Annotated in this window: 21 protein-coding genes and 1 pseudogene; 15 read left to right on the top strand and 7 right to left on the bottom strand. The window is 33.4% G+C overall.

Features of this window, described 5'->3' with window-relative positions; translation table 11 throughout:
• Window positions 1–153: 153 nt before the first annotated feature.
• Window positions 154–1,554: an MFS transporter gene (locus RPL90_RS04655; protein WP_313545994.1), complete on the top strand. Its 1,401-nt coding sequence runs from the start codon at window positions 154–156 to the stop codon at window positions 1,552–1,554.
• Window positions 1,555–1,678: 124 nt separating this feature from the next.
• Complete coding sequence (locus RPL90_RS04650) at window positions 1,679–2,866, top strand: MFS transporter (protein WP_313545992.1); 1,188 nt, start codon at window positions 1,679–1,681, stop codon at window positions 2,864–2,866.
• A 256-nt stretch (window positions 2,867–3,122) separates the two neighbouring features.
• Here the strand turns inward: RPL90_RS04650 and vraX are convergent, their stop codons facing one another.
• Window positions 3,123–3,293, bottom strand: coding sequence for a C1q-binding complement inhibitor VraX (gene vraX, locus RPL90_RS04645; protein WP_048792425.1), 171 nt, complete (start codon window positions 3,291–3,293; stop codon window positions 3,123–3,125).
• Between the two features lie 415 nt (window positions 3,294–3,708).
• On the opposite strand from vraX, the gene RPL90_RS04640 reads away from it, so the two are divergent.
• Both RPL90_RS04640 and RPL90_RS04635 read left to right on the top strand, forming a co-directional pair.
• Window positions 3,709–4,644 carry a lactate/malate family dehydrogenase gene (locus tag RPL90_RS04640; protein WP_313545990.1) on the top strand — a complete coding sequence of 312 codons (936 nt, stop codon included), beginning with the start codon at window positions 3,709–3,711 and terminating at the stop codon, window positions 4,642–4,644.
• Between the two features lie 265 nt (window positions 4,645–4,909).
• Window positions 4,910–5,227: pseudogene (locus RPL90_RS04635) on the top strand (transposase); the annotation flags it as partial.
• 36 nt (window positions 5,228–5,263) lie between these two features.
• Here RPL90_RS04635 and thiD read toward each other — a convergent pair.
• Together thiD and RPL90_RS04625 are read right to left on the bottom strand one after the other, a co-directional pair.
• The gene (gene thiD / locus RPL90_RS04630) at window positions 5,264–6,094 is read right to left on the bottom strand and encodes a bifunctional hydroxymethylpyrimidine kinase/phosphomethylpyrimidine kinase (protein WP_313545988.1); all 831 of its coding nucleotides are present in this window, start codon (window positions 6,092–6,094) and stop codon (window positions 5,264–5,266) included.
• Window positions 6,095–6,188: 94 nt separating this feature from the next.
• On the bottom strand, window positions 6,189–7,172 hold the full coding sequence (locus RPL90_RS04625) for a choloylglycine hydrolase family protein (protein WP_313545986.1): 984 nt from the start codon (window positions 7,170–7,172) through the stop codon (window positions 6,189–6,191).
• Between the two features lie 237 nt (window positions 7,173–7,409).
• On the opposite strand from RPL90_RS04625, the gene RPL90_RS04620 reads away from it, so the two are divergent.
• From RPL90_RS04620 to RPL90_RS04595, 6 genes are all read left to right on the top strand, one after another.
• Window positions 7,410–8,078, top strand: a complete 669-nt coding sequence (locus tag RPL90_RS04620; protein ID WP_313545984.1) for a uracil-DNA glycosylase — start codon at window positions 7,410–7,412, stop codon at window positions 8,076–8,078.
• Window positions 8,071–8,448 carry a DUF5327 family protein gene (locus RPL90_RS04615; RefSeq protein ID WP_313546063.1) on the top strand — a complete coding sequence of 126 codons (378 nt, stop codon included), beginning with the start codon at window positions 8,071–8,073 and terminating at the stop codon, window positions 8,446–8,448. The genes RPL90_RS04620 and RPL90_RS04615 overlap by 8 nt, the downstream gene beginning before the upstream one ends.
• Before the next feature lie 24 nt (window positions 8,449–8,472).
• Window positions 8,473–8,835, top strand: a complete 363-nt coding sequence (locus RPL90_RS04610) for a DUF423 domain-containing protein (RefSeq protein ID WP_107628054.1) — start codon at window positions 8,473–8,475, stop codon at window positions 8,833–8,835.
• Between the two features lie 62 nt (window positions 8,836–8,897).
• The gene (locus RPL90_RS04605) at window positions 8,898–10,373 is read left to right on the top strand and encodes an APC family permease (protein ID WP_313545980.1); all 1,476 of its coding nucleotides are present in this window, start codon (window positions 8,898–8,900) and stop codon (window positions 10,371–10,373) included.
• Window positions 10,374–10,629: 256 nt separating this feature from the next.
• On the top strand, window positions 10,630–11,094 hold the full coding sequence (locus tag RPL90_RS04600; RefSeq protein ID WP_313545978.1) for a MarR family transcriptional regulator: 465 nt from the start codon (window positions 10,630–10,632) through the stop codon (window positions 11,092–11,094).
• Window positions 11,095–11,243: 149 nt separating this feature from the next.
• Window positions 11,244–12,647: an MDR family MFS transporter gene (locus RPL90_RS04595; protein ID WP_313545977.1), complete on the top strand. Its 1,404-nt coding sequence runs from the start codon at window positions 11,244–11,246 to the stop codon at window positions 12,645–12,647.
• Between the two features lie 62 nt (window positions 12,648–12,709).
• On the opposite strand, the gene RPL90_RS04590 is transcribed toward RPL90_RS04595, so the two are convergent.
• The 3 genes from RPL90_RS04590 to hemQ all read right to left on the bottom strand — a co-directional run bounded on the left by RPL90_RS04590 (window position 12,710) and on the right by hemQ (window position 15,014).
• Window positions 12,710–13,162 carry a threonine/serine exporter family protein gene (locus RPL90_RS04590; protein ID WP_313545976.1) on the bottom strand — a complete coding sequence of 151 codons (453 nt, stop codon included), beginning with the start codon at window positions 13,160–13,162 and terminating at the stop codon, window positions 12,710–12,712.
• An 11-nt stretch (window positions 13,163–13,173) separates the two neighbouring features.
• A complete protein-coding gene (locus RPL90_RS04585) occupies window positions 13,174–13,947 on the bottom strand; it encodes a threonine/serine exporter family protein (RefSeq protein ID WP_313545975.1) in 774 nt (257 codons plus the stop codon).
• Between the two features lie 317 nt (window positions 13,948–14,264).
• Window positions 14,265–15,014, bottom strand: a complete 750-nt coding sequence (gene hemQ, locus RPL90_RS04580) for a hydrogen peroxide-dependent heme synthase (protein ID WP_103295064.1) — start codon at window positions 15,012–15,014, stop codon at window positions 14,265–14,267.
• Between the two features lie 167 nt (window positions 15,015–15,181).
• Between hemQ and pta the strand changes: the two genes are divergently transcribed.
• From pta to RPL90_RS04555, 5 genes are all read left to right on the top strand, one after another.
• Window positions 15,182–16,171 carry a phosphate acetyltransferase gene (gene pta / locus RPL90_RS04575; protein WP_313546061.1) on the top strand — a complete coding sequence of 330 codons (990 nt, stop codon included), beginning with the start codon at window positions 15,182–15,184 and terminating at the stop codon, window positions 16,169–16,171.
• On the top strand, window positions 16,171–17,010 hold the full coding sequence (locus tag RPL90_RS04570) for a lipoate--protein ligase family protein (RefSeq protein WP_313545974.1): 840 nt from the start codon (window positions 16,171–16,173) through the stop codon (window positions 17,008–17,010). The genes pta and RPL90_RS04570 overlap by 1 nt, the downstream gene beginning before the upstream one ends.
• A 440-nt stretch (window positions 17,011–17,450) precedes the next feature.
• The gene (gene mvk, locus RPL90_RS04565; protein WP_313545973.1) at window positions 17,451–18,374 is read left to right on the top strand and encodes a mevalonate kinase; all 924 of its coding nucleotides are present in this window, start codon (window positions 17,451–17,453) and stop codon (window positions 18,372–18,374) included.
• 5 nt (window positions 18,375–18,379) lie between these two features.
• Window positions 18,380–19,363: a diphosphomevalonate decarboxylase gene (gene mvaD, locus RPL90_RS04560; RefSeq protein WP_313545972.1), complete on the top strand. Its 984-nt coding sequence runs from the start codon at window positions 18,380–18,382 to the stop codon at window positions 19,361–19,363.
• Between the two features lie 12 nt (window positions 19,364–19,375).
• Window positions 19,376–20,452 (top strand): phosphomevalonate kinase, encoded by a 1,077-nt coding sequence (locus RPL90_RS04555; protein ID WP_313545971.1) that lies wholly within the window; start codon window positions 19,376–19,378, stop codon window positions 20,450–20,452.
• Between the two features lie 74 nt (window positions 20,453–20,526).
• Here RPL90_RS04555 and RPL90_RS04550 read toward each other — a convergent pair whose 3' ends face one another.
• Window positions 20,527–21,288, bottom strand: a complete 762-nt coding sequence (locus tag RPL90_RS04550; RefSeq protein ID WP_313545970.1) for a MurR/RpiR family transcriptional regulator — start codon at window positions 21,286–21,288, stop codon at window positions 20,527–20,529.
• Between the last annotated feature and the right edge of the window lie 134 nt (window positions 21,289–21,422).

The following is a 21,422-nucleotide window of genomic DNA, read 5'->3' as shown; positions in this document are numbered from 1 at the left end:
AATTAATTAGTTTCAAAATTATTTTAAAAGATAAATACATTTTTTAATAATGTATGAAAATAAATTTTCGAAAAATAATAAGTTAATTAGCTATTTGACAAAATGAGTTAATTACGTATAATACTATAACATGCTAAGGGAGTGACATGTTCAATGGATTTTGATAAAAGCAATATAAACATGGTTGAAACAAAAAAAGCGAAAAAAACAGTATTCGCGACAGGAATTGGTAACGCCATGGAATGGTTTGACTTTGGTCTTTATTCTTACTTGGCAGTCATCATAAGCCAAAACTTTTTCAGTTCAGTTCAAAATGACCAATTGAAACTGATATTTACTTTTGCTACATTCGCAATTGCGTTCCTACTTAGACCAGTAGGTGGTATTATCTTCGGTATAATTGGAGATAAATACGGTAGAAAAGTAGTACTAACAACGACAATTATAATGATGGCGTTTTCCACGTTATTGATTGGACTGTTACCTACATACGATCAAATTGGTGTATGGGCACCTATATTATTATTATTAGGACGTGTTTTACAAGGGTTTTCAACAGGTGGGGAATATGCTGGTGCAATGGTATACGTTGCCGAGTCTTCACCAGATAAAAAACGTAATTCATTAGGCTGTGGACTTGAAATAGGTACACTATCTGGTTATATTGCAGCGTCAGTATTAAGTGGTGTATTATTTTTCGTTTTAAGTTCTGAGCAAATGGCTAGTTGGGGATGGAGAATTCCATTTATTCTAGGCTTATTCTTAGGTATCTTTGGTTTCTATTTACGTAGAAAATTAGAAGAATCACCAGTGTACGAAAATGATATTGAATCTACGCCTAAACGTGATAATATACATTTCTTCACGATTATCAGATATTATTATAAAGATATAATTGTTTGTTTCGTAGCAGTTGCATTCTTTAACTGTACAAACTATATGGTAACTTCATATTTACCTTCATATTTACAAGGTGTAGTGAAATTAGATGATACTTTAGTATCAGTATTAATTACTATCGTAATGGCTATTATGATACCGTTAGCACTTATGTTTGGTAGAATAGCCGATAAAATCGGTGAGAAAAAAGTATTCTTAATTGGTTTAATTGGTACAGCTGTTTTAAGTACTACAGCATTTTCATTATTCCAAACTAAATCACTTGTATTTATTATTATCGGTATTTTCATATTAGGTTTCTTCTTATCTACGTATGAAGCAACGATGCCAGGTTCATTACCAACAATGTTCTATACACATATTCGTTATAGAACGTTAGCTGTAACATTTAACGTATCAGTATCAATATTTGGTGGTACGACACCATTAGTAGCTTCTAGTTTAGTAGCTAAAACAGGCGATCCTTTATCTCCTGCTTACTATTTAACAGCGGTAAGTATTGTAGGTATTCTAGTTGTAGGCTTACTACATGTAAGTACAGCAGGTAAATCGTTAAAAGGATCTTACCCGAACGTATCTAGTCAAAAAGAATTTGATTATTATGCGGAAAATCCTAATAAAGCATTATGGTGGATTAAAGATAAACGTGTATAATTTAATACATTTATTAACACTTAGTAACAGTTATCGTTGCTAAGTGTTTTTTGTGTTCGTGTCAGCAAATAATAAATATGATATGATGGCAATTATATAAAAATAGAATAGTTGGGGGAATTAAATGCTCAATTTATCGCCGCCTATATATGCTTTACTTATCGCTACTTTTTTGCAAAAATTTACAGAATTTTTAGTCATTCCATTTTTGTCTATTTATTTAGTATCGCAATATCATTATAGTGGTTTTACGGTAGGGACTATTTTGGCAGTTGTTGCCATTACCAAAATGGTTATGAGTTTTATTGCAGCACCATTTTTAGACCAATATGATAAAAAAGTAATTATCTACATAGGTTTATCAATTTGTGTAATTAGCTTTGCTAGCTTTCCTTTTATACATAATTATATTGGTTTTATTGCATTTTCAATTTTTTCAAGCGTCGGTACATCATTAGCAGTACCGTTATATAAAGCTTTAATCTCTATCTTATCTCCAGAAGATAAGAAGAAGTTAGTCTTTAATATACGCTACTACTTAATTAATTTAGCTGCTGCTTTTGCACCTTTATTATCTACGCAATGGCAAGTGATTGGCTATGCAAACTTATTTTACGCTGTAGCTTTAGCCTATAGCATTAATATTTTAGTATTTGTGTACACCTTCACTAAATTTAATATCGATTTATCACATTTTAAACAAGCAACATCATTATCATTTAAACGGTCCATTAATATATTTAAAAATAATATAAGTTTTGTCTATTTGATTGCAGGTGCTATATTTTTCACTTTTGGCTACAATCAAATGACTGTCTTATTACCTCAATTTTTCACACATGAACATGATGCACATACTGCTTCAAGCTTATATGCACAGTTAGTTTTGGTAAACGGTATTACAGTGTTAACTTGTCAGTATTTTATTTATAAAATTGGCAATAAAGTGCCTACAAAAAATGCAGTTATGATTGGAGGAACATTACTGCCTATTGGACTTTTGCTACTAGGTACGATGACACATATTGTGATGCTCGTTGTGGCAATGTTTATATTTACTATAGGAGAAATGTTTGTCTTTACAATGCTCGACATACGAATTGATGAGCTTTCTCAAGAAGGTTTAAAAGGATCGTATTATTCTTTGGCAGGCTTACAAAACTTTGGTGGATTGGTAGCACCCCTGTTAGGTGGTTACTTGCTTGACTTGACGCATCATGGTTTTATACTTTTTGGGATTTTAGCACTTATTACATTTATTTGTGTATGGATGTTTAGCTTAAGTAAGAAAAAAGAAAGATATACTGCATAACAAAGAGCGACGCTATAGTTAGTAAACTTCGAGGGGTCTCTCCAAGTTATCAAAGGGGACAATCTTTGACTAACATAACGTCGCTCTATATAGGTGAGTTAATTAGGGTTTTTGTAACGAAAAGTATCATTTGTAAGGGGACAACTTATAAATATACTTTAATACAAATCATTCTTAGGGGGAGTTAATTTCATGTTCAAATGTTTAAGGTTGTTCTTATGGGTATAACTTATGTGTGTTCTATAGATGCTTTGAGTTAATAACTAAGATTCATGTTATCAACGTCGCTTTCAAGTAGAGAGAGTAACCTATATAGTTCTGAATTACTAAAATTCTCATCAAATTTCACAGTTATTGTTTTAAAAGTTTTAGTAATTATTTCGCAAATAGGGTTACCATTTTCAAAAGCTTGTTTGTAGATAATCATGTTGCGTTCCTCCTTTGCTCTCTACATGTATTATAATAAGTTAATTACTTTATAATTACATGAGTCTGGGGTATCAAATTGATATCAGACTTTCGACCGGTATTTTATCTCTTGCTTATAGAGCTATTTTGTAACAAGTGTTAAATGGTTTAAACAATAGGATATTGAGATAAATAACTAACTATTGAAACATTCCCTCCTTTGCTGCTCTATGTTAAATATAATAAAGCATGTGTAATGAAAATACATGAGTCTACGGTATCAACTTTTATTCGGTCCTAAGGAGATATAACTTCTATATCGCAAGACCTATATAGTGAGTGGAAAACTATATGATTCAATTTTTTGAGTGTGGCGTAATGATTAATGTAAGGTGAATATATAAAGTGAAAATAGTACGACAAGGGGCGATAATATGAAATTAGGTATCATTGGTATTGGCAAAGTAGGAAGTCAATTTTTGACAGATATTCAATACATGAATCAATTTTCTGAAATAACGGTTATTGATAGTAACGAAAAATTACTTAAAGGTGAGGTGTTAGACCATCAACATATGCAAGGTTTAACTTCAACGAATAGTATTGATGTACATGTCGGAGATTATAAAGATTTGGCAGACGCGCATATCATCGTAGTAACGGCAAGTACGCCAATGGACGCGTCAATTGTAGATCGTACTAGCTTGGCACGTAATAATAAAACAATTGTAAAAGATATTATGTCACGTATCGAACAAGTTACACATGATGCTATCATTATTTTTATTACTAATCCTGTAGATGCTATGACATATATTGCTACTACAACTTCAAATTATCCTAAGCATAAAATATTAGGCACAGGAACATTGTTAGAAAGTGCTCGCTTTAGAAAATTAATTGCTAACCATTATAATATTGATCCTAAAAGCGTGGAGGCCTTCGTAATAGGTGAACATGGTAAGCACGCTGTACCTATATGGAGTCGTGTACGTATTGCTGGTATGACAGTCGAAGAGTTTGAAGCACTTTATGATTGTGAACCAATAGATAAAGAAGCGATAAGTAGTGTTGTCGATAAAGTAGCTTTTGATGTTTTACATAATAAAGGGTGGACGAATACTGCTATTTCACGTGCTACAGTCGAATTAGTTAATACTGTTGTATTAAATCAACGTGCAATTTTACCGGTGACTTCAATGTTAGAAGGTGAATATGATAAGTACAATGTAGGATTAGGTATGCCTACATTAATAAGTAACCAAGGTGTTGAAAAACGTTTTGCTATGAAGTTAGACGAAATAGAACTTCAACGCCTAGCAGATGCGGAATCATACATTAAAGAGGCAATTGCAGTAGAAGAAGCATAATAAAAACGAGTTGGGGACATAATTCCTAACTCAAATTAAATAACACCTCATTCTATTGATTCATTCAGTAAAAATGAGGTGCTATTTTTATAATCTACGATTTTGTTCGTGCATGCTTGCCTTGATTTAGGATAGTATGGCTCGAGCCTGTAGTCTCTCACTCATACCATTCCCTTAGGTGTCAGCACTTTACAAAATCGTTACAAATTTCCAATTTTATACTTGTTTTATACTTGTAGAAAAAATGCATACCAATCTACAAATAAAAATTATGAAAAATAACGTGTGGGAATACTTCAAATATATGATACAAAATTTGCTTTCAAATCCTGAAACTGAAAAAATCTATAAACAAAGAAAGATAGATATTGAACCCGTTTTCGGATATTTGAAGGCTATTTTGGGTTTCACTCGTATGTCATTACGAGGAAAATCCAAAGTAAAACGCGAACTTGGAATTGCCTTAATGTCAACAAATATAAGAAAAATGGTAGCGCTAAGAGCTACCAAAAAGACTTTAAAAATGAAAAACAGTGGAAATTCAATTTTACTAATGAATTTCCACTGTTTTTTTACTTTCTAGAATATTTCTGTCCTAGGGTCGTTTTTATTGAATCATTTAAACTTCTGTTACTTCGACGTCTATTTGTTCTACGCGATTATATGCGCCATGATCAACTGGACCAACAAAGTCATTCATTTTCCAACCATTTTTAATAGCTGAAGCAACGAACGCTTTGGCAGCAATAACTGCTTCTTTAGGTGATTTACCATTGGCTAAATAAGCAGTAGTAGCCGCTGCGAAAGTACAGCCCGCACCATGGTTGTAACTTTGTTGGAACATGGCTGTAGTTAATTGATAGTAATTTTGGCCATCAAAATATAAATCGTATGATTTTTCTTGATCTAATGCTTTACCGCCTTTAATAATTACATGACTAGCGCCTTGTTCATGAATGATTTTAGCAGCTTTTTTCATATCGTCTATCGTAGTTAATTTACCTAAATTAGATAATTGACCCGCTTCAAATAAATTAGGTGTTACAACGGTTGCTTTGGGTAATAGGTATTTAATCATTGCATCTGTATTACCTGGATTTAAGACTTCATCTTCACCTTTACAAACCATAACAGGGTCTACGACAAAATAATCAGCACCTGATTCTTCAAATGCTTCTCCAGCACGTTTGATAACTTCTTCAGTACCTAGCATACCTGTTTTGACTGCATCAGGTCCGATAGAAATTGCTGTTTCTAATTGCTTTTCAAAAACGTCAAATGGAATTGGTGTTACATCGTGTGACCATGTTTCTTTATCCATCGTTACAATTGAAGTTAAAGCTACAATGCCATATGTTTGTAACTCTTGAAAAGTTTTTAAGTCAGCTTGCATTCCAGCACCAGCACTAGTGTCAGAACCGGCAATTGTTAATGTTTTTTTTAATGCCATAAATAAATTCACTCCCACAAAATTCTTTTAAATATATCATATCACTTTTGTTAGATATGCAAAGTATAATGTGTTAAATAGAGCTTGAGATAGTTTAAGTATTTAATTGCACAGTCGAAAAGGTATTGTTTAACGCATAATAAGTTAAATCATTGGCATTTAAGATGTCATTATTTAAAGTGACTTGAAATACATCACTACTATAATAAGGTTTAATATAGTAAGACTTCGTCTTGCTTTCCATAATGAGTTGATATTGCGTGTAATGTGTTTCTCCGGCGTCTAACACTGCACCTCTAGGTATACTCACAGCGTCTAAAATTTTAAAGCAATTCGTTAGGTTTAATGTTTCATCGTTCGCATCAATCATATGGTTACGTAGATACGCTGCACGTACGAATCTTTCAGGTGATGTATAACCTCCAGGTAACCCTTTTGTGCCAGCTTCAACTCCAATTGGGCGTATTAGCACTTTGCCCATTATTTTTTGAGTGTTCTTTTCAGGTGTTAGAAAAGCATAGTTACGTAAATTTTCAATTTGCCATTCTAAGTTAGGCATATTCGTTAACACATTAACGTGATTGTCTTTGACGACTAGTAGACCGTCGTGTGGTTCAATCGTTACAGTATTACCATGCGCATCTGTTATAAGAAAATGTAACGGAGGCACAACATTTAATGTTGGATTTTTAATATTAACGATATTGAGTCGTTTAACTTTATATTTTAAATCTGCAATATCTTTGACGTAAGCTAACACCCATACGATAAATTCTTCAGGGGCTAAATTAAAATAACCTTCTTTTTTGTCAGCTGAATAAGTAGCTTCTCCGGTGAAATAATGATTAGATACAGCAAGTCCATATTCGTTAATGCCATCTCCGAAACGGTAACGTCCAACTTTTACACCGGTACCTAAAAATCCGTAACTTAATTTTGAAGCGGGTTCTAAGTCAAATTGATAATGATAGTTTCGTGGTACGCCAATAGGTATGCCATTAAATTCAAATGCAAAATCCATCGTGCGTGCTAAGTAATGGTGGCCATTTTTTGTGAAAAATGAAAATCCTGTACACATGTTGTATCACTCCAAATTCGTCGTAAAATCTTAATATAAGCATAAATCAAATCTCTGATGTATTGCAATTATATTGTTAACTAAAATGTGATTATTGTTTACATTGTTTCGTCAATTAAGATTTTCAACTTAACTCTTTCTATTATAATAGATGCAATAAAATCGTCATATTTATAAAGAATATTCTTGGTAACTTTAAGGTAGTGATATGTTATGATATTCGGTGAGGTGAAATCTATGGAATGGTCAGAGGTGTTCCACGATATAACTAATCGTCATGATTTCAAAGAAATGCACGATTTTTTAGAACATGAATATTCTACTAAAATAGTTTATCCCGATAAAGAAAATATTTATCAAGCTTTCGATTTAACGCCTTTTAATAATGTTAAGGTAGTAATATTAGGTCAGGATCCATACCATGGTCCAAATCAAGCGCACGGGCTGGCGTTTTCTGTACAACCGAATGCAAAGTTTCCACCTTCTTTAAGAAATATGTATAAAGAATTAGAAGATGATATTGGTTGTGTAAGAAATGCACCACATCTACAAGACTGGGCTCGAGAAGGTGTGCTGTTGTTAAATACAGTGCTTACGGTACGCCAAGGAGAAGCGCATTCGCATAAAGAGATAGGTTGGGAAACTTTTACTGATGAAGTGATACAAGCTGTATCTCAAAATTTATCTAATGTTGTGTTTATTTTATGGGGGAAACCTGCGCAACAAAAAATTAAATTAATAGATACTAGTAAACATTGCATCATTAAAGCACCTCATCCAAGTCCATTATCAGCTTATAGAGGCTTTTTTGGTTCGAAACCTTACTCGAAAGCTAATAACTATTTGGAATCAAAGGGAATTCAACCAATAAATTGGTGTGAAGGTGAGCGAAATGACAATGAATAAAGAACATATTATCGAATTAATCGAACATGAACTTGTACAAGCTGATGAAGCACAAAGTGATTCAGATTTTGAAAAGCATATGTATGCCATTCATACATTAACGTCACTTTATACTAATAGTACAAGTAATAATAGAAAAACGAGAGACAATACATATAATGTAGCGTCTTCATTTAAGAAATCAGTTCATAACTCAAATCAAAACAGCAGCAATAAATCAATGGATATTAGTGCAGAAGAGTTGCAAGCGATGGGGGCGAAAGTGCCTTCAACTATGCAACAACAATCATCTGTTCAAAATTCAACGCAAGGATCTAAATTAACTACAGATGATAATATAGGTAATGGCGATTCAATTTTTGATTTTTAAAAATAGAGAAGGAGCTTAATAATAATGAAGCTATTTATAATTTTAGGTGCTTTAAATGCACTCATGTCAGTAGCAACTGGTGCTTTTGGCGCACATGGTTTAGAGGGCAAGTTATCAGATAAGTATATGTCAGTTTGGGAAAAGGCAACAACTTACCAAATGTATCATGGTTTAGGGCTTATTGCGCTAGGTATTATTAGCGGTACGACGTCAATGAATGTCAATTGGTCAGGATGGTTACTTTTTGGCGGTATCGTATTCTTTAGTGGATCATTATATATTTTAGCGTTAACACAAATTAAAATATTAGGTGCAATCACGCCAATTGGTGGTTTGATGTTTTTAGCAGGATGGTTGTTGTTAGTCATCGCAACAATTAAATTGTAAAATTACCTATGTTACAAAAGCTTATCTTATGGGTATAATACTCTCCATGAGGTGAGTTTTTTATGAGTAATAAAAATGTAAATGTGGATAGGGGAGATTTGAAGCAGAATCTTTCTGAAAAATTTGTATGGGCCATTGCATATGGTTCATGTATTGGTTGGGGTGCGTTTATTTTACCTGGTGATTGGATTGGTCAATCAGGCCCAATTGCAGCTGCGATTGGTATTACAATAGGCGCTTTATTAATGATTTTAATTGCAGTGAGTTATGGTGCTTTAGTAGAACGTTTCCCAGTATCTGGCGGCGCATTCGCCTTTAGTTTCTTGGGATTCGGTAGATACGTAAGTTTTTTCTCATCATGGTTTTTAACATTTGGATATATTTGTGTCGTAGCTTTGAACGCTACCGCATTTAGTTTGTTAATAAAGTTTTTAATGCCTAATATTTTAGAAAAAGGCAAGTTATATACGATAGCAGGTTGGGATGTTTATATAACAGAAATTATTATTGCGTCAGTATTGCTCTTAGTGTTTATGTTTATAGCAATTAAGGGTGCTAGTGTCTCTGGTTCATTACAATATTATTTCTGTGTGGCAATGGTTATTACGATTTTATTATTATTCTTTGGATCATTTTTTGGTCATAACTTTGCCCTTGATAATCTTCAACCATTAGCAAGTAAATCTGAAGGATGGTTTACTTCTATTATAATGATTGTTGCAGTCGCACCGTGGGCATATGTCGGCTTTGATAATATCCCACAAACTGCAGAAGAATTTGATTTTTCACCGAACAAAACTTTTAAACTTATTGTGTATAGTTTATTAGCGTCTGCACTCACATATGTCGTAATGCTATTATTTACAGGCTGGTTAAGTACAAGTTCTAAAAGTTTAAATGGTAGCCTGTGGTTAACTGGTGCTGAAACGCAAGAAGCTTTTGGCTATATAGGTTTAGCTGTGCTAGCTATTGCAATAATGATGGGGATATTTACTGGTTTAAATGGCTTTTTAATGAGTTCAAGCAGATTGCTATTCTCAATGGGGCGTTCTGGTATTATGCCGTCAGTATTTAGCAAATTGCATAAGAAATATAAAACGCCTTATATCGCAATTATATTCTTAGTAGCAATAACTTTAATTGCGCCATGGTTAGGTCGTACGGCATTAACTTGGATTGTTGATATGTCTTCAACAGGCGTATCGATAGCATATTTAATTACATGTCTGTCAGCTGTTAAATTGTTTAGTTACAATAAAAACAGCAACACTTATGGCCCTATATATAAAACATTTGCGATTTTAGGTTCTATCGTAGCATTTATATTTTTACTATTATTATTAATTCCAGGATCGCCGGCTGGACTATCAATGCCTTCGTACATCGCATTAGGTGGTTGGACGATACTTGGATTAATCTTCTTTATTGTGCGTTATCCTAAATTGAAGCGTATGAATAACGATTATTTAAGTCAAATGATCTTAAATAGAACGGATGCAGAAGTTGAAGATATTTTACATGAAGAAGATAAAAAATAACTAGGAAAGAGCCTGGGACATACTGTCTTCAGGCTCTACTTTTATATGAACAGTAGATAACTGAATTGAAAATGCGCTTGTATAAAGCTGTTTTCAATGCTAGTCATCCTTGCTGTGGCGGGACTACAAAATCTTCTTATAAAAATAAGATTTTTGTCCCTCTCCCTTTGCATATTTCCCTGATATAGCATTTATTTATAAAGAAATGTTATGATAAGGCTACAATTGATGTGAATCGTATTTATGAGGTGTAGCGATGAATAAAGAAGAAAAACTCATTACTGAAATGAGATCACTTTATCAAAAAATAGTGTGGTTAAATAAACCACAAATGCAAAAAGAACTTAAAGGGTATACGGCTACTGAAGTTCACTGTGTGCAAGCTATTCAAGAAATAGACCATCCAAATGTCCAAAAGTTATCACGCGAATTATACATGACACGGGGTGCGATTAGTAAATTAATGAAGAAATTATTAGCCAAAGAATTAATAGAAAGTTATCAAAGAGATGATAACAAAAAAGAAATTTATTTCAAATTAACAACAAAAGGCTATGAAGTTTTTACTATACATGAACGTTTACATGCACAATTTCAAGAAAGAGATCGCCAAGTTTTTGACAACGTCGAAGATGAGCAATACGATGCAATGTTATCTTTTATTGAGCAGTATTCTGCACATCTTGATAAGGAAATTAAACATCAAAGTCATAATAAGTAGACTTATACGTGATGGAAATGCATGTTCTACCAGCTAATGTACATGAAATATTAGTTGGTAGTTTTTTTATTGTAGAATTTTTGTTGACAAGGAAACAATATAGGTTTATTATTTTGTTTCTGAAGAAACATTATTGAAAGGGTGTATTTATGGAACGAGAATCTCATGATAAAATTCCACACCACATTTTAGTAGTTGCATGGTCTATCGCTTTAGGTGCAATTGCGCCAATGTTAGATTCCACGATGGTAAACATTGCGATAAAACAATTATCAGCTACATTTCATACAACTTTAAGCGTATTACAATGGGCGATTACAGGATATATATTAGCCTTAGCATTAGCTGTACCAATTTCAGGCTGGTTGATGAACAAATTTAATGGCAAGCGTGTATTTATCAATGCCGTGATTACTTTTGGTTTTATTTCATTGTGTGTTGGATTAAGTAATTCTGTCATATTATTTATAATATTGAGAGTGATTCAAGGCTTTAGTGCCGGTATTATTACTACGCTAATGTCAACGTTGTTAGTAAAAGTTGCCGGTGAAGCCTATTTAGGACGTGTGATTGCTATTGTAACGACACCTATGATATTAGGTCCGATATTAGGTCCAGTTTTAGGTGGTGTGTTATTACAATTGGCTTCATGGCAATGGTTATTTTTCATTAACGTTATAGTCACAATCATTGCAGTACCGTTGATGTTGAAAAATTTACCTCAATTTGAGCCATTTAAGAAACATCAAAAATTAGATTTTATAGGGCTGCTTTTATTAGGAGTGTTCACAGTGTCAGTCATTTATGGTGTTACTGTTGTTTCTCAATATAATCATGTTAATCATACAAATACGGTGCTATTTATAATAATTAGTGCAGTTATGTTTATTGCGTATGTCTTTTATGACCGAATAAGTACAAGACCTACTGTTTTGCCGTTAGAACTTTTTAAAACGAGAAATTTCGCTGTATCAAGTGTCGGGCTGTTATTAGCAAATATGGCAATTTTAGGACCTATGATCATCTTGCCATTATTTTTCCAAACGTTTAAACACTATACAGAAATACAAGCAGCGATAGCACTTATGCCACAAGGTGTAGGGATGTTAATTACTAGACCATTTATTGGTAAAGCTACAGATAAATATGGCGCGAAGCGCGTGCTGCTAATTAGTATTATTTTATCTCTTATAGGTTCGGTGCCATTAATATTCATTACAGAGCATACACCCATGATTTGGATATTAATAACATTATTTGTACGTGGGTTATGCGTAGGGGGTATCATGTTACCTTTAACAAGTAATGCTTATATAGGACTTGAAGAAGAACAATTGCCTGAAGCGGGTGTAGGCGTGAATATAATTGAACAATTAGGTACGACTTTTGGTACTGCTATTATTGCAACGATTGTAGCTAGCTATACGTATCATATTCATACGACTGCTAGTCATTCGGTTGCCGGTTACCACTGGAGCTTTTTATTTGCCACGATTTTATTACTTTGCATCATTATTCCTAGTAGTTTTCTTAAAACGTCAACGCAACAGTAAAGTAGTTTCAGTTTAATGCAAAAACTATCGCCCTAGTATTGTACTAAGACGATAGTGTTTAGTTATATTTTACGACGCGTATGTTTCGTGCCGGAGATCATTAATTTCCAAAATTGATCGGCAAATAATAACCCTAAAGCTATAGCACCTGCTATTAAAGTAACTTCCAACATTGTATCGATCGCCTTACTAAATTGCACTAAGACTAAACTTTTTGTAGCATCAAAGGCTAATCCCCCTGGTACTAAAGGAATAATACCAGGAATCATAAAAATAATAGCAGGTTCTTTTTTTAAGCGAGCCATAATGTGACTCAGTAGTCCTAAAGCTAAACTACCAAAAAAGCTACTATAAATTTTATGAGTTTCTAAACCTTCCGAGAAGAAGACGTATACCATCCAGCCACTTGCTCCTACGATACCAGCAGTATTATAGAGGCGTTTTGGAACGTCAAAAATAACGCCGAAGAACAATGATGCAGCATAACTAAATATTAAATTTAATATCCAAAACATAGGCAGCTCTCCTAAACTATGATTAAAATTGTACCAACGCCTGCGCCAATACCAAAGGCGGTAACGAGCGCCTCGAGTGATTTGGTTGTAAACATTAACATATGTCCACCAAATAAATCTTGTATTGCGTTAGTTATTAATACACCTGGTACGATAGGCATGACGGCAGCTATAATTATTGTTTCTATAGAACCACCAGGAAATAAAGCATTTCCTAAAACCGCAAATAAACCGATAACGGATGCGCCAAAAAATTCAGGTATAAAATGTGCATGCAATTTACGGTCTAAAATTTCTACAACGATATAGCCAAATGCACCTGCAAATAAAGCCGTGAAGACATCTATTAAGTGACCGCCCTGTAAATATAAAAAGCTGACAGATATTACACTTGCAGCGATAAATTTATAAATTAAATCATGTTGTATACTTTGTTCACTATATATTTTTTCTAATTCTTTATATGCATCTTCTAAGGATATTTCATTTTTAGCAATTTTTCGGGATACACCATTTGTACGTGAAATACGAAATAGGTTAGTATCACGAGACTTTATTCTGAAAATCCTTGGATTAGATTCATTATGTAACATAAAATTGATTACTGTGTTGGTTACAAAGCTATTACTTTCTGTGTAACCAAGCGCATTTGCGATACGTGTCATAGTATCTTCTACTCTTGTACCTTCAGCGCCTGATTCAAGTAAAATACGGCCAGCAAGTACAACCACATCTTTAATCAGTTTTTCGTTGGAATGTTCAATTGATTGATTTATAGTTGTCATGTTATCACCAAATATTATTTAATTTCACTAAGGAATTTTTATTGTAACATGGAATACAATTTTTGTTTTACATTAGCAAAATAAATACGTAAAAACGTTTGAATTGGCAAAATTTAATTTGAAATGCAAAAAAGTTTGCAACAACCTATAATTTAAATGTATAATAATGTTAACCGTTCGTTTGAATTGGTTAACAAAATAATTTGATATTGAGTAGCGACAATATTGACTGAATTTGTTGTAGTGAAAAAGTTCTCCCAAACACACTACAAAAGCGTCTGAACTAATTAGTTCAGACGCTTTTTTTTTTATAAAAATTAAAGTGCGAAGAATGAAGGCAATTGTTCACTTTGAATAATTTGTCCTACATAGAAACTACCAAAGTCACCATAACGAGCTGTAGTTTCATCGAATCTCATTTCATAAACTATTTTTTTGAATTGTAATGGATCGTCAGCAAATAATGTAACGCCCCATTCGTAATCGTCTAATCCAACAGAACCTGTAATGAATTGTTTGATTTTACCAGCATATTTACGTCCGATTTTACCATGGTTATACATTAACTCTTGGCGTTTCTCAAGAGGTAACATATACCAGTTATAAGTTTCATTACGACGTTTATCCATAGGATAGAAACAAATATATTCTGATGTTGGTAATTCAGGGAATAATCTAGGTTTAATATGTGGGTTCTCATATGGGTCTTCGTCTGATTTACCAGCTAGATAATTACCTAATTCAATAATTGAAACGTATGAATATGTTGGGATTAAATAGTCTGTAATTTGTAGTTTGTTAAATTCATTTTCTACAGCATTTAAATCTTTTAATTCAGGTCTTAAGACCCACAGTAAAATGTCGGCTTTCTGACCTGTAATATTATAAAAAGCATGATCTCCGGCATTATTATTACGTGCAGATTCATGTTTAGTTAAAAATGATTGCAATTCCTCAACCATCGTTTGACGATCTGTTTCTGGAACTAAACGTAAAGTTGTCCAATCTATAGCGTAAAATAAATGTAAGCTGTACCAACCATCTAAAGTTTCTGGTGCTTGTGGCATTAAAATCGCTCCTTTTGTATTAATTAATCTTATCTCAATAAAAATTTTATCATAAAGGAAACGTTATAACATAAGTAAATGATTACAAATTCGTGACATGGAATTATGAACAAAAATAGCGTATAATAGCATTGGAAAATAACTAAACATAAATATTCAAGGAGGCTATTATGTCTTTATTAGATGTATTACAACAAAAACTTTCAGGAAAAAATGTAAGAATCGTCTTACCTGAAGGTGAAGATGAAAGAGTATTAACAGCGGCTGTACAATTACAAGAAAGTGATTTAGTTGCACCTGTTTTACTAGGAAACGAAGCTCATGTAAAAGCTTTAGCAAGCGAAAAAAACTTAGATATTTCAAAGTTAGAAATTATAGATCCGGCTACAAGTGAATTACGTAGTGAATTAGTTGCTGCTTTTGTAGAACGTCGTAAAGGTAAAGCTACAGAAGAACAAGCACAAGAAATGTTAAACGATGTAAACTATTTTGGCACTATGCTTGTTTATACTGGTAAAGCTGAAGGATTAGTTAGTGGCGCTGCTCACTCTACAGGGGATACTGTACGTCCAGCTTTACAAATCATCAAAACAAAACCAGGTGTGTCTAAAACATCAGGTATCTTCTTCATGATTAAAGATGATAAACAATATATCTTCGGAGATTGTGCGATCAATCCTACATTAGAAGCGCAAGACTTAGCAGAAATTGCAGTTGAAAGTGCTAAATCGGCACAATCATTCGGTATGTCTCCGCGCGTAGCAATGCTAAGTTTCTCAACTAAAGGTTCAGCTAAATCTGACGATGTTGAAAAAGTTTCTACAGCAGTTGAATTAGCGCAACAAAAAATTAAAGAAGACAACTTAACAGACGTTGTAGTTGATGGGGAATTCCAATTTGATGCAGCTATTGTACCGGAAGTAGCTAAGAAAAAAGCGCCAGATGCGCAAATACAAGGCGATGCTAATGTATTTATATTCCCAAGCTTGGAAGCTGGTAATATAGGTTATAAAATTGCACAACGTTTAGGTGGTTATGATGCAGTAGGCCCAGTATTACAAGGTCTTAACTCACCAGTTAATGATTTATCACGTGGTTGTTCAACAGAAGACGTTTATAACCTATCTATTATTACAGCGGCTCAATCATTACAATAATGGATATAGCAAGTAAATATTTCAATGGCGTTGACTGGCGTTACATTGATCATTCTTCAGGTTTAGAACCGATGCAATCATTTGCATTTGATGACACTTTTTCTGAAAGCGTAGGAAGAGAAGAATCAAGTAACGTCGTACGTACTTGGATTCATCAACACGTTGTTATTTTAGGTATCCATGATTCGCGTCTACCTTTTTTAAGCGATGGCATCCGTTATTTAACAGATGAACAGGGTTATAATGCCATAGTTAGAAACTCTGGTGGCCTAGGTGTCGTTTTAGACCAAGGTATTTTAAATATTTCTTTAATTTTCAAAGGCAAAACAGAAACTACAATAGATGAAGCTTTTAGTGTAATGTACTTACTTGTTGCTAAAATGTTTGAAGACGAAGACGTTGACATAGCAACACACGAAATTGAACGTTCGTATTGTCCGGGGAAATTTGATTTAAGTATCAACGGTAAAAAATTTGCTGGTATATCTCAAAGACGTGTCAGAGGCGGTATAGCCGTTCAAGTGTATTTATGTGTTGAAGGTTCTGGTGCTGAACGTGCACAAATGATGAAAACATTTTACGACAGAGCTAAACAAGGACAAGATACTAAATTCACTTATCCTCATATTGAACCTAATTGTATGGCGTCCTTAGCAACATTATTAGACCGAGAAATTACGGTACAAGATGTGATGTTCCAACTGCTTTATGCGTTAAAAGACTTAGGTGGTCGTTTAAATATGGAACCTATTACAGACATTGAATGGTCTCGCTATGAAGGCTATTTTGATAAAATGATTGCGCGAAATGAAAAGATTAATAATTCTATGGAAAACTAATATATCGTGCTGTAGAAAGAAAGCAATTAATTGGTAAAATAGGCGGGTGTGCTAATTTATTAGCGTGCCGCCTATTTATTATTGAATTATAAATTTAGACCAAGTAATATATATAAAGTATGTAGATTGTTCCTTTTATTAAAAAATAGTACTCAGATTTTTGAATATATTGCGAATGAGTTCTATAATAAAGTGGTATGATATTAAATTAGTAGCAGGTATTAATTTTTATAACTATAAAGATATGACTATAGTACGATAACAGAACAATAAAATTGTGAGAATATAAACTTTAATGTGTGAAATTTTTATGCCTGGAAGTTCAAAAAAACTAAGATGAATTTAATAATTCCTATCTGTCGGTTTTTAAAGGTCGATAATTATTAAGTTAAATGAATGAAAAATATAAATTATAGAAAAAGTCTAAAGGTGATTGATAAATGACACAATATGGTTATGGTGAAGCAAATGGAAAAGTAATATTAATTGGAGAACATGCAGTCACGTTTGGACAACCAGCTATTGCGATTCCATTCACTTCAGGGATTGTTCGTGCAACAATTACATCAAGAGACGCTAACGAAGCATCATATATTTCGAGTGATGTTTATACTGGTGATTTAGCAACTGCACCTGAACATTTAAAAGCAGTAACTACACGCTTTAAAGAAAAACATAATGTCAAAGAACCTATTAAGGTAACGATTGAAACAAATTTACCGCCTTCACGTGGTCTAGGTTCAAGTGCTGCTTTTGCGGTAGCATTTATTAGAGCGAGTTATGATTATTTAGACCAACCATTATCAGATGAATTATTAATTGCTGAAGCAAATTGGTCAGAAAGAATTGCACATGGTAAACCGAGTGGCATTGATACTCAAACTATTGTTTCAAATAAGCCGGTATGGTTTAAACAAGGTAATGTCGAAAATTTACAAGCTTTAACGTTGAACGGATACATGGTCATTGTAGATACTGGAATACAGGGTTCGACGAAAGAATCAGTTGAAGATGTACATAATTTATGTGATTCCGATGATAAATATCTGCAATATATCGAACATATTGGTAAAATGGTTTATGATGCTAGTGACGCGATTAAAGACTCTAATTTTAATAAGTTAGCGACTATTTTTAATTCTTGTCAGGAATGTTTAAGGGATTTAACTGTCAGTCATGAAAAAATCGAACTTATTTTAACTGAAAGTAAAAAACAAGGTGCTATAGCTGGTAAATTAACCGGTAGTGGTAGAGGAGGCAGTATGATACTTCTCGCAGAGGACCTTGAGACTGCTCAAAAAATACAACAAAGTGCCCATGATTTTGGTGCGCATCATACATGGATTGAATATTTAGGAGGGTAAACAACTTGGCTAAAAGTGGTAAAGCGCGCGCGCACACGAATATTGCATTAATTAAATATTGGGGGAAAGCTGATGAACAATTAATTTTACCAATGAATAATAGTTTATCGGTGTCATTAGAACGTTTTTATACAGAAACAAAAGTCACTTTTGAAGAAACATACACCGAAGATAAGTTAGTATTAAACGGTGTCGAAGTAGATGATAAAGAAAGTGCCAAAATCCGTAAATATATGGATGTGGTACGAGCTAAAAGTAATACCTCAATGTTTGCTTATATAGAAAGTAATAATTATGTGCCAACTGCAGCAGGGTTAGCGTCTTCTGCCAGTGCATATGCCGCTTTAGCAGCAGCTTGTAATGAAGCTTTGCAACTAAATTACAGTAAACGTGACTTATCTAAACTTGCACGGAGAGGTTCAGGTTCTGCTTCACGTAGCATTTTTGGTGGCTTTGTGGAATGGGAAAAAGGACATGATGATGATTCGTCTTATAGTTTTCCAATTGATGCGAACAATTGGGAAGAAGATTTAGCTATGATTTTTGTAGTTATTAATAATAAATCGAAAAAAGTATCTAGCCGTGCAGGTATGTCTTTAACTAGAGATACGTCACGCTTTTATCAATATTGGTTAAATCATGTTGATGAAGATATTGCCAATGTGAAGTCGGCTATCGCACATAAAGACTTTGTAGGTATGGGCGAAATTATTGAGGCCAATGGCTTACGGATGCATGCGACAAATTTAGGTGCACAACCGCCATTTTCATATCTTGTTGCAGATAGTTATCAAGCAATGGAAATTGTTCATCAATGTAGAGAGGCAGGCCATCCTTGTTATTTCACTATGGATGCTGGCCCAAATGTTAAAATTTTAGTCGAAAAAACACATAAGCAATATGTAGTAGAGCAATTAGAAAGTTATTTCGGACATGACAAGATTATAGCAAGTGACATTACACGTTCTGGAGTAGAAATTATACAATAAGGAAGAGATAAAATGATTCAAGTGAAAGCACCCGGTAAATTATATATCGCTGGAGAATATGCAGTGACCGAACCAGGTTACAAATCTGTATTAATAGCAGTAGATCGTTTCGTAACAGCAACGATTGAAGAAGCGGATATAACACAAAGTTCTATACATTCAAAAACATTACACCACGAACCAATTACCTTCCAACGCCGTGAAGATAATATCGTTCTGTCTGATGTGAACGCTGCAAAACAATTAAAGTACGTCATTACTGCAATAGAAGTATTTGAACAATATGTTCGCAGTAACAATATTAAGTTAAAACATTTCCATCTAACAATTGATAGTAATTTGGATGATGCTTCAGGTCACAAATATGGCCTCGGCTCAAGTGCGGCTGTGCTCGTTTCAATAGTTAAAGCGTTAAATGAATTTTATGATATGCAATTATCAAACCTGTATATTTATAAATTGGCGGTTATTGCCAACATGAAATTACAAAGCTTAAGCTCTTGTGGAGATATTGCAGTAAGTGTTTATACTGGGTGGCTTGCTTATAGTACATTTGATCATGAATGGGTGATGCAACAAATTGAAGATACTTCCGTTAATGAAGTACTGAAAAAAAACTGGCCAGGTTTACACATCGAACCACTTCAAGCGCCAGAAAATATGGAAGTTCTGATAGGATGGACTGGTTCTCCAGCTTCTTCTCATCATTTAGTCAGTGAAGTTAAAAGACTGAAATCTGATCCAACTTTTTATGGTAAATTTTTAGAACAGTCACATGCTTGTGTAGAAAAGTTAATTCACGCATTTAAGACTAACCATATTAAAGGTGTACAGCAGATGATTCGTCACAATCGTTCGATTATTCAACAGATGGATTGTGAGGCTACTGTTGATATCGAAACACCGCATTTAAAAACGTTATGTGACATTGCTGAAGCACATGGTGGTGCCGCGAAGACTTCGGGTGCAGGTGGTGGCGACTGTGGTATTACAATCATACGCAGTGATGTTAATAAAAACGCAATATTTGATGAATGGCAACGCAATGATGTACAACCATTAGAATTTAATATACATCACGGGCAATAATAAAGGATAGAACCAAAACAAATATGTCCCAACTCAGATAAAATTATCTTTTGAGTTGAGACATAACATAAGGTTTAATCCTTATTTTTTTGTGCAATTTTATAGTTGTGAAATGTACGAACGATGTAATCAAAAATGACATAATAAGGAGTGAAACTATGATATTGGATATTATTAAAGAATTGTAGTGGGGTACTGCTAACGTAAATATTAAATTTAGCATTTTGAGCGATAAAATTATCATGTAACGTCGTAATAGAAACATAGTTTAGTTGACGTGCTTTTAAAATATGTATAGGTTGCATTATATTTTGTGTTTCACCCGATAATGAAATAATAAACAATAAATCAATTTTGGTCATTTGATCGATTGCCATAGCTAATTCATTTTCATCGTTAAGTAAAATAACCTTTTTAGAAATTGATAGTAGGTGTCGTTGTGCGTCACGAGCAACATTTTGTTGTGCCATACCTGTACCGAAAATATAAATTAAAGGAGCTGCATCAATAAGATTATTTAACGCATCGTAATCAAGCATGTCTAAATGTTCAATAGTACGTTGTACATCTTCGATAATTGAATGTGTTTCTTCGACTTGCTTTGAATTTTCTTGTGATTTTAATTTCGTATAAAATTTAAAGTCACTATAGCCCTCGAAGCCTAGTTTTTTCACTAATCTATGTATAGTTGAAATAGAAGTATGTGTAAGTTGACTCAGCTCTTGTATTTTCATAGTGGGCAACTGGGGCATATTGTTATGCATAATATTAATAACATGCAAATCATTGTCGTTCAAATCATCATAATATTGGTTAATCAAATGGTCTAATAACATTTATTTGTCACACCTAGCAATAGAAATTTTTTCATACTTTGGAAATATATTCTAATATTAATATATAAATTCTAATTACGTCAAAATTATTGGTGAGAAGAACGAATTATATTACGATGTAATTATAAAAATTT

Source organism: Staphylococcus kloosii (assembly GCF_032139365.1).
Taxonomy (GTDB): domain Bacteria; phylum Bacillota; class Bacilli; order Staphylococcales; family Staphylococcaceae; genus Staphylococcus; species Staphylococcus kloosii_A.
The sequence above is the reverse complement of the archived record's forward strand: the minus strand, read 5'-3'. Positions and strand labels throughout refer to the sequence as shown.